The following is a 15311-nucleotide window of genomic DNA, read 5'->3' on the forward strand; positions in this document are numbered from 1 at the left end:
AGGCGTAAGGGCGAAGCATTTTCCTGAAGGTTGTTCCAATTAGCGCAACCTCTTTGTGTAAAAGTTAAAATCGCTCTTAAGAAAGACTTTTCAAAAAATGCTTCGCCCTTACAAAGTCTTGAGCTGAAGCTCGAGTTACGTTGCACCTGCGAATTATCTGCAAATGTAAGGGATTCTTCAGAATGACACTCAGCACCATTTAATTATTCAACTAATTAACTATTACACTCTTAACTCTTACACACTTAAACTTTTCCGCGACAGCGGAATATTTGCCCTGCCAGGGTAAGGGATTTTTCCCACCAATGGCCGTGCAAGCAGCAAGACCCCGTTCTAAAATTGCACCCAGTAAAAGCCATGAACGCACTTGCGCAATGCATTCTAATTTATTATATTTTGACGTGTTGAGGGTAAAATAACACTGGAGGGGGCTATGAAAGCAGTAGCTTTAATTCCAGTCTATGTCCTGCTATTTGTGGCTGCTTTGCTCGGGCAGTCCAATTTCGACGTTCAGGATTATTATCAATTTCTTAGCCAAAATCAAAATCTGACCTTTCAGGATTTGCAGCAACGATTTCCTCTACCAGCAACCTATTACAAATTTTCGGCTCAAAATCTAAATTTGAACCAATATCAGTACTTCGACTCTGTACGCATCAAATTCAAACTGACGCCTGAAGAAATCGCTTTGTTAAAACAAAACCATTTTGTGGTCAGTGAGCGTCTTTCGTACGCCAATTTCGGTCAGGCCTTTCACAATATTTACAACCGCGATTTGCCGGTTTTTGTGACCTCAGACGCCATCTTGCACGCCCTGCACATTTCTTACGACAATCTGTTGTCCAGCGTAGAATTATCTCTGCTGAAGCCCAATCTGCAAAACATTGTGGATGGCCTTTATTCCAGTTTTCCCTTACTTTTGTTGAAATACGGAGATGAGCCGGCGCTGCAAAAGGCGTTAGGCGATGTGGATCTGTATGTTACCATTGCCAAGTCATTAATGCACAATCAAAAAGAGGAGGCCCGGCTGGTCAGTCAGGGTAAAATCGACACCATCTGGCAATGCATCGAAGCCGAGCAACTTGTTTCCCTGGCGCTGTTTTCCGATCGACCACGAGGAATTGATTTCAGCCAGTTCAAGGTACGCGGGCATTACAACACCGAAGGCTTACGCGATTACTTCAAAACCATGATGTGGTTAGGACGCATGGAATTCTTCCTCACTCCTCCGCCGGTCAATCCTTACGAAGCCCCCTGGTCTACACAGGCCATACAACGCATGAATCTGGCCGCTTTCATGCTGGATGAACTCCTCGATCTGGCAGGAGTGAGAGGGGGGCTGGAGCAGAATGATCATATCATCAACTTTTTTGTAAGGGAAAGCGACAATTTAACGCCCGCCGAATTACAATCGATTAAAGCCGAACTGGGCCTTACCAGCGCCGCAGACCTCCTGAATGATCAGACCTATAAACAGTACCAGACGGCGCTTGTTAATTCGAATCTGGGACAACAGAAAATTCTTTCGCATATTATGATGACCAATCCATTCAGCTCCGAGCCGGATTCGTTGCCTGTCACCTTTTTACTGAGCGGTCAGCGTTTTATCATTGATTCTTACATTTTGTTTAATGTGGTGTTCGACCGGATTGTTTACCAGGGCACTAAAATCTGGCGTCCTCTGCCAGATCCGCTGGATGCCCTGTTTGCTTTAGGCAACAACGACGCGCTGTATTTGCTGAAAGATGAACTCCAACAATACCACTACGCTTCCCAGTTAAATGCCCTGCGCTACCTGATCGATGCCTATGACGATGATTTCTGGGACGCTTCCCTGTACAATGTCTGGTTGAATGCCATTCGCAGCCTGAATCCCGGCTCAGGGTCTGCAGAGCTGGCGGATTTTACCACAACCGCTGCCTGGCACCAGTGCAAACTCAATACCCAGCTTGCTTCCTGGTCTCAGTTGCGACACGACAATTTGCTTTACGCCAAACAGTCCTACACCGGGGCATCCGGTTGTTCCTATCCTTATTCGTTCATTGAACCTAATCCGGAATTCTTTGGGCGGATCAAACATTTTGCCCGAACAGCTTATGCCTTTTTTAGCCAATTTCCTGATGACTCCTTGCATCTGGTCTCTTCTGTACCGAAATATTTTGCAAGACTGGACAGCACCATGAGCCGGCTGGAAGAATTGGCGCGTAAGGAGATAAATCGAGAGCCATTTAACGCGGCAGAGAGCGCCTGGTTAAAAACCATGCTCTTTGAAGATGGCCAGAGTGGTCATCCTCCCTACGATGGCTGGTATGCCCGTCTGTTCTACAATCCCTGGGACGCCGTTGAGGATGACTATGTGATCGCCGATGTGCACACACAACCCACCGACCTGATGGGTAATCCGGTTGGCCACGTGTTACACGTAGGAACCGGCAAAATCAATCTGGGTGTTTTTCTGGCCCGCGCACCATACGATGGCTTTCCGCTCATGGCTTTTGTGGGACCGGTGATGTCTTATTATGAAAAAGTCACCTCCGATTTCCAGCGATTGACTGATGAAGACTGGAAACAGGCCGTTGAGAACAAGAATCTGCCTGAACGGCCGGATTGGGTAAATATCTATTTAGCCGATCAGAACGGCCTGCAGAGAACAGCCGGCCGCGAACTGCCATCCGAGCTGAGCACCGGATTTACTTCCGGCTCAGAAAATATGGTCAGGGATTTTGAGCTCTTTCAGAATTTTCCCAATCCCTTTAATCCGAAAACTACCATCAAATACCGGATTGGTCAACCGAAGTTGGTCATCCTGACCGTTTACAATCTGACGGGTGAAAAAGTAGTTACCCTTGTTCATGATTGGCAGACAGCGGGTCTTTACACCGTAACTTTCGATGGACGAGCGTTGCCCAGCGGCATCTATTTGTTGCGTCTTAAAGCAGGAGAATTTGTTAAAACCATTAAGATGACATTAATTAAATAGGCAATGCGGAACACACAATTCAAAGGCAGCAGAGCCTTAATCATTAATTATTTTCAGAAGACACGGCAAAACCAAAGAAGGCATTTTTAAATTAAAAATTACGAATTATTTGCTGCTCAAGGCGTCAAGGAACAGTTGGTGAGCTTCAAGTGCACCGTAACTCGAGTTTAGCTCGAGACTTTCTCCGCTCTGCTCCAACACAGACGAGGCATAGGTCAAAATGACGATCAGGGGACCCCGTCATTCTGATCCCGCTTTAGCGGGTGAAGAATCCCTTGCACTTGCGTTGCTTCCTCTTCTCCCAGTTTTGCGGGGAGAGGCGGTCAGAGGGTGAGGGCTTGCATAGGCAATTTCGAATTTCGAAATTCTTTAAGAAACGTCACGTTGTACTTGAGAGGCGTGGGCCTGTGCCGATGTGCTTTTTCGATCCCGCTTTAGCGGTGGAGGAATCCCTTACACTGGCAGAATGAATTTCCCTTCACACGTCTTGCCGGAATATGGCCCATAGGGCAAGAAACCATGAACCAATATCATTATTAATCTCACGTTGCTCCTCTCCAACCAACCAATCACCTATTGAATCATTCAACAATGAAACAAATTTTCGCATCCCGCTAAGCGGGACAAGTCTGAGGTCTCAATGGGAAACTTGAAGTACCATATTATTGTTAATCTTTGTAAGCCTCAAGTTAAAGCATGAGTTACGAAATATGCAAGCGGGAGAGATACCTTACTTTAATCCTTTGCACGTAAATGGGGCAGCAAAGCGCTGGCCGCCTGTTGAATCCACTCGGCGTAGTAGGCAAAGCTTAGCAATTCCCTTTCTTTGTCCAGCAAAGTCTGCAAATCAATTTCCCTTTTAAAATAGAGGTAGTAGAGCATCATCAGAGAATTGAAGTAGCTTAAACCGCTCTCTTCTGCTCTTCGTAATACCAGTCCATCATCGGAAATGAGCGGGCAGTTACAATTCCAGGCCAGGTCAACCAACTGCTCATCGGCCGTCATCTTTGCTTGTCCGCGTACTCTTTTAATGGCCCGGTAACGGTGTAACCCGGCTTCACGAAAAACGGTTAAGGGCGTTTTGAGATTCACCCATTGGAGCAGCGAATCCAAAAGGTCTAATCGATCCAGGTAAATCATGGAACAGGCATCAATAACGGCGTTGTGCAGGGTATTAAATTCCTGCAGCACTTTTAGAGGATCAAAGCTTGCAACTTTTTTATCTTTTCTCATATCAAAAAAATAGTTAATTTTGCTTAAAAAACCAAAGGAGAAACACCTTATGCCCATTTACGAATTTTACTGTCAGCGCTGTAATACCATTTACAAATTTTTTAGTCGTACAGTGAACACAGACAAGGTGCCGCTTTGTCCCACCTGCAAAGATGTAACATTAGAACGGCGTGTATCTACCTTTGCCACCATTTCATCCTTAAATACGGATAATCAGGAAGATGATGAGTTGGCCGGTATTGATGAAAAGCGCATGGAGCGCGTCCTGGAATCATTGGCGCACGAGGCGGAACACATCGATGAGAACAATCCCCGCCAGATGGCTTCATTGATGCGCAAATTTGCGCGCGAAGCCGGCATCAATTTTGGAGAGGGCATGGAAGAAGCGATCCGTCGCATGGAAAAAGGAGAAGACCCGGAACAGATTGAAGAAGAATTAGGTGATTTAATTGAAAACGAAGACCCGTTTCTCCTGAAAAGTTTTAAGCACATCAAGGGAAAAAAGCCTAAACCTAAAATCGACGATAAACTGTATGATTTGTAAAAAAGGGCAGCTGACCAGCCATAAGCCCTGGCTGAATGGCCATGCTCCTGGAACATGAAGAACCGGCCATTTCCTGAAAAGCTTTAATTCTAAGGCAGCAGAGCCGCAACCTTCAAAAAACCGCAAAGGGCGTCCGTCCTACGGCCGGTTGGAGCGAAGCAGAAATCCCGATTTTCAGGGACAGGCCTGGCAAGGTGCAGCCTGACCGGTCGGGCCGACGGACTATCCAGAAAACGGTTCTACATCTTGTCCTGGTTGGCTCTTCCGCGGTTAATTTGTAAACAATCCACAAATCCACTAAATTTCATTTCAAAATAGCAATGAGGAAAGGACTCTGTGCAGGCTATTTCTGTCATCATTAGTGTGTACAATCGATTGGAATACCTGAAGAAGGCTTTGATCTCAATCCAGCATCAGTCCGTTTTACCGGCTGAGGTGATCATTTCGGACGACGGCTCTCAAGAGCCGATTGTCGATTTCTTGAAAGGTCTGGCAACACAATTTGATTTCAAGATCAAACTGGTGCGTCAGGAAGATCACGGTTTTCGGCTGGCGCGCTGCAAGAATAATGGCATTCGCCTGGCGCAGAATGAACTTCTGGTGTTCTGGGATCAGGATGTTGTCGGTACGCATCAATATCTGCAAACCTATCTGGAAAACTGGCGTCCCGGCCGGTTTGTAGTTTCTTATCCGGTACGTTTAACGCAGGAGCAGAGCCAGCGCCTTAGCGATGAAGATGTGCGTCGCGGTGAATTTTCACATCTGTTGACGGACAAACAGATCCAAAAAGTCCACAAACAGTTCCGAAAAGATCGCTTCTATTTTTATTTACGAAAATGGATTCTACGCAGAGATACGCGCCCCAAATTGCGCGGAGGCATCTTTGCCATTTCCCGAAGCGATATTTTAAAGGTGAATGGCTTTGATGAAAAATATCAGGGCTGGGGCAACGAGGATGATGATCTGGGGCGACGCCTGTACGCCGGTGGGGTGGTGGGCTTCAATCCCTTTTACGATCAATTCCCTTTGCATTTGTACCATCCGCCCTATCACCAGAACGGGCAACGCGTAAATCAGGATTATTACCTAAAGCGTCAACACGAGATTAAATCCGGCCAATACAGAGCGGAGTACGGCCTGGACAAAACCTATGGCGATGATGCCCTTACAATCATGGAATTTTAACCATGGAAAAACTCTCAGCTGTTATTATTACATTGAATGAAGAACGCAATATTGAGCGTTGTTTACAGTCCCTGAATTGGGTGGATGAAGTTGTGGTAGTCGATTCCGGTTCCAGCGACCGAACGGTTGAGATTTGTCAGGCACATGGGGCAAAGGTCATTAAAACGGCCTGGCTGGGCTTTGGGAAAACCAAACATTTTGCTGTGCAACAGGCTTCCCACGACTGGATTCTTTCCATCGATGCCGATGAAGAAGTCACCCCGGCCTTGCGCGATAGGATTAAGGCCATCCTTGCCCGGCCCGATAATAGAGTGGCCTATCGCATCAAGCGTCAGGCCTTTTACCTGAGAAAGCCCATCAAATACTCCGGATGGCAGAAGGATTATCCTCTGCGTCTGTTCAATCGACAATATGGAAATTTTAACGATCGGGCTGTGCATGAATCTGTTGATTTTCAGGGAGAGGTGCTCTACTTGCAGGAACCGATTAAACACTACACCTATCCGACCATCTCTTCTCATATTCAGAAGATGGATCGTTACACCACTCTGAGCGCTCAGGAAAATGCCCAAAAGGTAACTATCGCAGGTAGTTTGGCAAGAGCTTTGTTTCGTTTTATTAAAATGTACCTTTTTAAAGCGGGTTTTCTGGACGGCCGGATCGGATTTATTCTCTGTTTTAATTCGGCTTTTGGCGTTTACTTGAAATACATTAAGTTATGGGAAAAGAGACAGACATAAAAGTACTACATCTGGAAACGGCATTAGAGTGGCGTGGCGGACAACAACAGATTGCCTATCTGGTGCAAGGGCTCCTGAAGGCCGGTATTGAAACTGCGTTGGTCAGTCCACCTCAGGCCAGAATAAGCAAATATTTTCGTGAGCAACAATGGCCTGTGTTTCCGATGGAAACGGGTCGAGGCTGGAACCTAAGAGCTGCCCGCAGAGTCGCCCGTTTTATGGAAGGAAATACATTCACCATTTTACATACTCATTCTTCCCATGCCCTGTCGCTGGGCTTGCTGGTTAAATTTTTGCAACCGGCAATTACATTGATCGCTTCACGGCGCGTCGATTTTTCCGTAAAAAAACCGTTGATTGGCGCTTTTAAATACAATAATCGCTGGCTTGATCGAATCGTTTGTGTGTCGCAAAATATTGCCCGCGTTTTATTGGATGACGGAGTTTGCCCAGAAAAATTAGTGGTAATTCATGATGGCATTGATCTACACCGATTTCATCTCAAACCAGCAGATGATCTTAGAAAAGAACTTGGCATCCCGGCGGATCATCTGGTAGTGGGCACGGTAGCCGCCCTGGTGGGACACAAGGATTTTCCCACACTCTTGCAGGCGGCTGAACGCGTTGTAAAGCATCATGGCCAGGTTACCTTCTGCGTCGTAGGCGAGGGCGCAGATCGACCCAAACTGGAGGCGTTACACGATCGTCTGAAACTTGGCGATCGTTTCCGCTTTGTTGGCTTTCGGAGTGATCTGGAGCGCTTTTTCAGTCTTTTCGATGTATTTACCCTCTCTTCGCACAAAGAGGGACTGGGCACCTCGGTACTGGATGCGCTGGCCTGTGGATTGCCGGTGGTGGCCACTCGAGCAGGGGGCATTCCGGAAATGATTGAGGATGGGGAAAATGGACTTCTGGTCCCGCCACGCCATCCGGAAGCTCTGGCAAAAGCTATTTTGGCTGTTTTAAACGACGCACATTTGCGAAACCGATTGGCGCAAAATGCCCGCCCTTCGGTTCAAAAGTTTTCAGTAGAACGCATGGTTGCAGCCCATATTGCGCTCTACCGGCAGTTTAGCGCCAGGAAGATAGTTTGAACCTTAAGTTTTTAGATGGTCGCTAAAGAGTATGAGTCGAGGAATACCCCATTTAAACGATTTACGTCTTTTATGAGTTAAAATGTTCAGAATACTTCCTTCATAACTTAGCGTGCGAAAATTCTTGTGCTGAATTTTTACTAAGCTTTCCCAAAAATTAAGGTAGATGAACATTTAAAAATCAAAATTTACAAAGCAACGATTAAAACGCCCCCTTCCTTTTTTTAAAGGGAAGGGGGCCGGGGGGATGGGTTTTAAAACAAATGCTTCGCCCTTACAAAGTCGCGGACTGAAGCACGAGTTACATTGCTCTTTCGAATGGTCTCCAATGTAAGGGATTCTCAGAATGACATGCCGGCACTGTTCCTCAGCGCCTGGGCATAAGTTGCCCCTTCGCAAATTAATTTGTAATTCGTAATTTTTAATTTGAATATGCTTCTCTGTGCGCTCTGTGGTTGCTTAAATCCCTGTGCAAATGTTTTTGGTTGCTGCTTCGTTCCCTTAGTTTAAAAAAGAATACGTCGTCTTGTGGATTGCAATGCTATGCCCCCCTAAATTAGTGAATCCTTTTGAAAATTGTTGGTAAAATTATGGAGATATTCAGGATCAAAGATTTACCATTGCAACTTGCTGATTTTATTAATAAACTATTTACAGGCCGTTAAAAAACAAAGGCAGGTTTAACATCGAATGCTGCATTCAAAAACGAACTGACCGTTTTGCTTTTCCAAAGAGGAGAGGAACTGGTTAACATTTTAAAATAAATTGAGAATTTACAACCATGGAAAAAGCACCCAATTATCCACTGGACGCTTCATTGAAGAAGTTACAAATCGGTTACCGTTTTGATAACCGATTTGAGATTATCGCCAACCCTGTACGACGCAGCCACTGTTTTGCCTTTAAAGTCCGCGATGAAAAAGAAGGCGCCATCAAAGTCGTACTGCTCTTTCCCCAGCGCATCAAACACGACTCGGAAGCATTGAGCTACCTTGTGCAACAGGTCGGCATTTTAAGGGTGCTGGATCATCCACAAATTGCCATGATTTATGGTATTCACACCGAGGGGCCGCTGGCCTTTATCGAAGAGAGCCACGTGGCAGGCAACACCTTAAAAACCTTAAAACTAAAAAAAGATCAGCAGCGCTTTAGCGAAGAGGAAGTACGCTGGATTGCGGAACGTCTGCTGGACGCCCTGGATTACGCCCACGGCCTGAATATTTTACACAGAGACCTGAAACCGGCCAATATTGTTCTAACTCCTGATAAGACGATTAAACTCATCGACTTTGGTCTGTCCGAGCCCATTCGGCACGCGCTCAATCTGGTGCAGGACACTTCCAGCTCAACCATTATTTTGTACTGGCCTCCTGAACAGGTTCAGGGCAAATCCCTGACCGTGCAATCGGATCTGTACTCACTGGGCGCGGTAATGTACGATCTGCTCAATGGTAAGCCGCCTTTTTTTACCGGAGATGTGTACAACAACATTTTGTACACAAAACCGGAGCCCATCTCCCACTGTTCGGCTTTCATGAACGATTTGCTGCTGCAGGCCCTGGCCAAGAACCCGCAGGAGCGCTTTAAAGATGCCCGAGAGATGCGCGCTGCGCTGCAGAAAACCGGTATCTCCTATTTTGGAGCTCCTCTTAAAATGCAGGAAGAGACACAAAAGGAAGTCAAACAAAAAAAGAAACGGTCGAACATTCGCAGCGTATTAAAACCCAATATCCGTTATTCCCTGATCAGCGCCATTTTGATTGTCGTTCTGGCCGTAATGATTTCCCGGTTGCAATTTGGTCCTTCCAGAACAACACCGGCCGATTCAACCCGAATGCCCAGACCAACGGTTCAAAGGGACAGCTTTCAGATTAAAATGCTGGACGCCCTGCTGAAACAGGCCCAGGAAAAAATAGCACAAAAACAGATTTTAATCCCTTACCAGAGCAGCGCACTCTTTTTGTTACAGCAGGCCCAAAAAATCGATTCTACTGACCAGCGCCTTCGTTCATTGCTGGATGAGGTCAAATCGGCCTTACGCCAGCAAATTTACGCTCTGGCCACCAGTGGGCAGCAGGTAAAAGCTCATGATTTGTTAAACCGCGCCTTGCAGTATTTTCCAAACGACTCACTCCTTTTAGGCCTGCAGGCCAATCTGTTTGCGGATGTTAACAGGCAGTTGCCCCTTAAAATCGAGATATTAAACGGCGTGGGGGTTAGCGGCATCGCTCACTGGTTAAGCCGCTATCTGCAAAATCAGAAATTTACGGTGGTCAATACCGAAAATTACAAAGTAGGCGGCAAAACCAACTGGCAGGTCCGCCAATCGTTTCTTAAAGGCAACATTCCGCCCAACCCACGCATTCAGGCTCTGGAACAGCTTTTAGGTCTGCCCTACCAGTACGACGCCTCCTTCGTCCCACAAAACGGACAGGCCACGCTGGCTGTTGTGTTGGGCAAGGATTACCGGAACCTTAAACCCTTTAACAAGCCCTGATGGGGGTAAAATGGTTAAGTGGACGTATTTTGTTTTAAGCTGGATTTTACTCACGGCGCCATTAAGTTTCGCCCAGACTTTTGTGGAAGAATTTCGCATCGGACAAACCGGTTCCAGAGAGAGCCAGTTCGATCACCCATCGGCTCTGGCCATTTCTGAACAGGGCATTTTGTTTGTGGTAGATTCCGGCAATAACCGCCTGCAACTGTTTGATCGGCAGGGCCATTTTCTGCGAACCATTGGCGGATTCGGATTTGAAGCCGATCAATTCGATTTCCCCACCGACATCTGGGTAAAATCGTTGATTAACATTTACGTTGCCGATTACAACAATCAGCGCATTCAACGCTACGACCGACAGATGAACTACATTGCTCAGTTTACCAGTAATCCGAACTGGCCGGAAGAATTCCAGTTTGGCCAGGTTTTGAGTTGCGCCGTTAATTCCCAGAACGATTTATTTCTGCTCGATCATCAGGAAAACAGGGTGATTAAATTTAACCGTAATGGCCAGCCAGAACGCTATTTCGGCCATTACGATTCCGGTCCGGGGGAACTGTATGAGCCCATTCAGCTGGACATCTGGAACAATACCTATTTGCTGGTCAGCGATATTGCAAAAAAAGGAATTTTGATGTTCGATTTTTTCGGTAATTTCATTAAACACATCGGCAACAGGCAGTTTGTACGCCCCAGAGGATTGTTCTGTGAGGCATCCGCTTCCCTTTTGATTGCGGACGAAGGCGCTCGAAAAATCTTTAGCTACGATCCAAAGGCAGACAGTCTGCAAACCTGGAAGCTCCTTTTGACCAAACCCCTTACGGCTCCGGCAGACCTGGTCTGTTTTCCGTCGGCCCACGGTACACGCTGCGTAATTCTGGACGAAAATCAACTTGTCTGGGGGAGACTCGAAAAAGATCAATGAACAGCCAGAAGTCGCAAAACTTTAAATCTGCCATGCCTTCAGCCCCTTTTTGGCCCGGCAACAATTTACTCAATCGTCCGCTAAAAAAAAGGTCGCTTGCGCTAAAAAAGGGCAGGCAATTCCCCTCACTCTTTTTTGTTCTCCTGCTGCTTCTTTTAAGCGAAACGCTCTGTGCGCAGCCGATTAAAACCGTCCATACCCTGCAGGTTGATACGCTTTTGAGCGCACTACCTCCAAAATTCCGTTTTGAGTTTCCTGCAATTCAGCGACCCAAAGCCGGCACCCTGCAAATAGAGTTGAATCGCCAGCCTCTGCTGCCTACTCTGGATTTTAAAGTCTTCGACTCCGATTCCATCGTCTTTTACCGCGCTTTTAAACCGCAGGACACGCTCACCATCCACTACCAGCTACAGCCCTTTTTTGTACCCCGCAAGATGCAGCTATTACAGGCCGATACCCTGAGCTCCAAAATTAAAATCGACAGTTTGCTTCGCTGGCAAAAATCCAGGGCTGTCCAGGCTTTTAAACTCGAAAATCCGCTGGAACACATCCCCTCTACCTTACAGACCAGCGGCAGCATTATGCGGGGCGTGCAGGTTGGCACCAATCGGGATTTTACACTGAATTCCGGTTTGAATTTGCAACTTTCCGGACATCTAACCGACGACATCGAAATCATCGCCGCCTTAACAGACGAGGCCACACCCATCCAACCCGAAGGCAATACACAAACCCTGGAAGAGATCGACAAGGTTTACATCAAATTTAAGAGCCCCTTTTTGCAGGGCACGGTGGGCGATTTCAACTACCTTTATCAAGGCTCGCAATTTGGCAAAGTACAGCGCAAATTGCAGGGACTCGATTTGCAAACCAGCGTTAAAAAGCAGAACATCGGGCTAACCATTGCCACCACACGCGGCTATTTTCATCACCTGTCCTTTTTAGGGCAGGAAGGCAATCAGGGGCCTTATTTGCTGACCGGTAAAAACGGCGAACGGGAGATTATTGTACTGGCCGGTACCGAACGCGTCTTTGTCGATGGGCAGCGCATGGTGCGCGGAGAAGACAACGACTACGTCATCGAATATGGCAACGGACAAATCCGCTTTACCAACAAGCGGCTGATTACCAGCGAATCGCGCATTGAAGTGGATTTTGAATACTTTCCGGCCGTTCAGAACTATAATCGCAATGTGTACTCCGCTTTTGCCCAAAGCCGTTTCCTGAAAAACCGGCTACAGCTAAATCTCCATTTTTACCGAGAAAAAGACAACACCAGTCAGCTGCTGGAACAGGGCGCCGCCCTGGATCAATCTCAAAAAGAAATTCTAAAACAGGCCGGCGACGATCCGTTCAAAGCCACAGAGCCCGGCTTCAATCTTAAAGGCGATTCCGCCGGCAGTTATGTGGTAATAGACACAACCTATCAGGGCCGCGTTTACCAGATTTTTAAATATGTTGGCCCCAAAAAGGGCAATTATTCGGTAAGCTTCACCTATCTGGGCCATGGCAAAGGAGACTATGTACGCAGTCGGTTAGGCGTGTACCGGTGGGTCGGCCCGAACCGCGGTCAATACGCTCCCTTAAAATTAATCCCGCTGCCCTCCAGACACGATGTGCTTGACGCGCAACTAAAATGGCAACCGGTAAAGGACTGGAACATGCAACTGGATTACGCTCTGAGCGGTCTGGATCAGAACACCTTTTCGCCGCGGGATGATCAGGACAACAAGGGACAGGCCTTAGCCTTTACTTCCGCGCTGGAGCGCAAAAATCTAAACCTGTTTAAACATCATCTGGGACGTTTAAACTGGAATTTTAAAACGCGTTTTGTCGATCAGAATTTTCGTGCTGCCGACCGCTACCAGAATCCCGATTTTCAACGGTACTGGAATCTCTACTCTCTGGGAGCCGAAAACCAGCAGGAGCTCAGCTTTGAGATGAACACCGATTATCAACCATTGTCCGAACTCAAGCTCACAAACAATGTAGGACGATTTCAGCAAAAGGGATTCAACAGTTTCCGCCAAAAATGGGCTCTGGATTACCGGAATCCGCAAATTGTCAGGCTGAGCGGAAATTTCGAACAGATTACCTCGCAAAATGAAGCGTTTGATCTGCATGAGAGCTGGCAACGGTACGCTTTTGATCTGGAAAAGAAAATCTGGAAAGTAGCGCCCTTTGTTCAATATCGCGGCGAGTGGCGTAAACAGGATCAAAGCCAGCAACGCCGCGGCTTCCGTTTCGATGATTTGGGCGGCGGTTTTTCTCTGGTGCAGAGCAAAACAGTGAACGGTCAACTGCGTTTTAGCCAGCGCCAGGACTACGTGTACGACCCCCAGCGCGCCGATCAACTTTTAAAGCAGGCCGTGAGCAATACCTGGGAATTAAAACTGGCCTTACAAAACGTCTATTCGACCAACATCAATCTTTCATTTTTACAGCGCAAAAAAGATTACACTAAAACCTTTGAAACTCTAGCCCTCGATACTCTTAAAACGTTTTACAGCGATCCGGCCGTTCAGGACACCAGCTGGCGCGACCGCACGACCAGCCTGGCTCAAATTAACTTCCGGCATCGGAGTTTTCAGGGCGCCATTGACTGGAACGGGCAATACCGCCTTTCGACCGAAGAGACGGCTTTAAAAGAGAAGGTCTATGTGGATGTGGGAGAAGGCCGCGGAAATCTGCGTTTTGATCCTTTTTTACAGGAATATGTGCCCGACCCCCTGGGCAATTACATTCTGTACATCCTGCCTTCCGGTAGGTTCGAACCGGTGACCAATGTTCAGATGTCCACGCGCCTCGTGCTTGATCCTTACAAGTACACGCGCCGGAAGCACCAATTAAAAAAACGCTGGTTTTCCAGATTGAGTAGCGAATCGTATTTACGCATCGAAGAGGAATCCAGAGACCCGAATCGGCTGGCTGTATTTTTAATGAATCCCTCCCACCTGCAAAAAGCTTTTACCGTGCGCGGGGTGATCAATTTTTTGCAGGACATTTACATTTTAAGACATCATCGTAAATTTTCTGTACGCCTCAGATACAATTTTACGCAGAACTACAATAATCAATTTCTGGATGCCCAAGAAAATGACCGGCGCCGCAATCAGGAGATGAGTTTAAGAGTCAACTGGCGTCCGTTGTTCAAACTGCGCAGCCTGACCGAAGCTCGTGTGCGGGGCTATTTTCGTCGTTCCACGACCAATCCCTTTCGCAACCGCGATATTTCAGGATTTTATGGATTGCAAAGCCTCTCCTGGCGCCCTTTAAGTCGCTGGGAATTGGGACTGAGCAGCGAGAGCGGACTTGAAAAAAACAGCACGGCGTTCTACCCCATGGAGTTGTGGTTCAGCACACTAAAACCACGATTTAATTATGAACTCCCTTCACGGGGTAGGGCCACGTTGGAATACCAGTTTCAGAATGTCTCCATTCTCAAAAATCCACAAAATCTGGTGGTGCCTTTTGAAATGGCGCGGGGGAAAAAGAAAGGCGTTTCGCACCTCTGGCAGGTACGTCTGGAATACACGCTTTCCAAAAATGTGCTGTTCACCTTGCAATACACCGGACGCAAGGATGCCGGTTTTCAGCGCATCATTCATGCCGGCCAGGCCCAATTACGGGCCTACCTGTAATTCAGCCGTCCCAGCTTAGAATACTTCCTTCAAAACTTATAATCCCGCTTAGCGGGATGTGAAAATTTTTGTACCGAAGATCCTAACCCCCCGGCCCCCTTCCCTTCTTTAATACAAGGGAAGGGGGAGTAAATTGTGCAGATTTGCTGAGTTCTACTCTGATATATTAAGATATTTTGCAATTTTCTATTTGAAATCTTTGCTCACTTTGTGAATGCTTTGCCCGTCCAGCTGCTCCTACCAGACCTGTCAGTCTGGACACCGTCCCGACGGGCCTGTCCCCGAAAACGGGATTTTCGCTGCGCTCCAACAGGCTGCGCCAGCCAGACGGGCCTGTCCGGCTGCCACGGCCAGACGGGCCCGTCCCCGAGAATCTGGATCTCAGCTTCGTTCTAACCGGCTGTAGCTGCCGGACAATTAAGAAAATTTTCCACACAAGGCTTCCCCCTCTCCCAGATTTTTATTCTGGGAG

The 15311-nt window shown here is 47.2% G+C and carries 9 protein-coding genes; 8 read left to right on the forward strand and 1 reads right to left on the reverse strand.

Annotated elements, in window-relative coordinates:
• The first annotated feature begins 433 nt into the window (after positions 1–433).
• Positions 434–2980, forward strand: coding sequence for a DUF3160 domain-containing protein (locus tag ACWB0I_RS11705; protein ID WP_479388251.1), 2547 nt, complete (start codon positions 434–436; stop codon positions 2978–2980).
• A 735-nt stretch (positions 2981–3715) separates the two neighbouring features.
• On the opposite strand, the gene ACWB0I_RS11710 is transcribed toward ACWB0I_RS11705, so the two are convergent.
• On the reverse strand, positions 3716–4213 hold the full coding sequence (locus ACWB0I_RS11710) for a hypothetical protein (RefSeq protein ID WP_479388252.1): 498 nt from the start codon (positions 4211–4213) through the stop codon (positions 3716–3718).
• Positions 4214–4262: 49 nt separating this feature from the next.
• On the opposite strand from ACWB0I_RS11710, the gene ACWB0I_RS11715 reads away from it, so the two are divergent.
• The 7 genes from ACWB0I_RS11715 (at position 4263) to ACWB0I_RS11745 (ending at position 14839) form a co-directional block, all read left to right on the forward strand.
• Complete coding sequence (locus ACWB0I_RS11715; RefSeq protein WP_479388253.1) at positions 4263–4757, forward strand: FmdB family zinc ribbon protein; 495 nt, start codon at positions 4263–4265, stop codon at positions 4755–4757.
• A 336-nt stretch (positions 4758–5093) separates the two neighbouring features.
• Positions 5094–5942 carry a glycosyltransferase gene (locus ACWB0I_RS11720; protein WP_479388254.1) on the forward strand — a complete coding sequence of 283 codons (849 nt, stop codon included), beginning with the start codon at positions 5094–5096 and terminating at the stop codon, positions 5940–5942.
• Between the two features lie 2 nt (positions 5943–5944).
• Positions 5945–6682: a glycosyltransferase family 2 protein gene (locus ACWB0I_RS11725; protein ID WP_479388255.1), complete on the forward strand. Its 738-nt coding sequence runs from the start codon at positions 5945–5947 to the stop codon at positions 6680–6682.
• Positions 6661–7776, forward strand: coding sequence for a glycosyltransferase family 4 protein (locus ACWB0I_RS11730; RefSeq protein ID WP_479388256.1), 1116 nt, complete (start codon positions 6661–6663; stop codon positions 7774–7776). The genes ACWB0I_RS11725 and ACWB0I_RS11730 overlap by 22 nt, the downstream gene beginning before the upstream one ends.
• 781 nt (positions 7777–8557) lie before the next feature.
• On the forward strand, positions 8558–10273 hold the full coding sequence (locus ACWB0I_RS11735; protein ID WP_479388257.1) for a protein kinase domain-containing protein: 1716 nt from the start codon (positions 8558–8560) through the stop codon (positions 10271–10273).
• Between the two features lie 10 nt (positions 10274–10283).
• Entirely contained in the window at positions 10284–11198 is a 915-nt protein-coding gene (locus tag ACWB0I_RS11740) for an NHL repeat-containing protein (RefSeq protein WP_479388258.1), read from the forward strand.
• Positions 11195–14839 (forward strand): hypothetical protein, encoded by a 3645-nt coding sequence (locus ACWB0I_RS11745; protein ID WP_479388259.1) that lies wholly within the window; start codon positions 11195–11197, stop codon positions 14837–14839. Before ACWB0I_RS11740 ends, ACWB0I_RS11745 begins: the two co-directional genes overlap by 4 nt.
• Positions 14840–15311: the final 472 nt, after the last annotated feature.

This window comes from Caldithrix sp. (genome assembly GCF_056497305.1).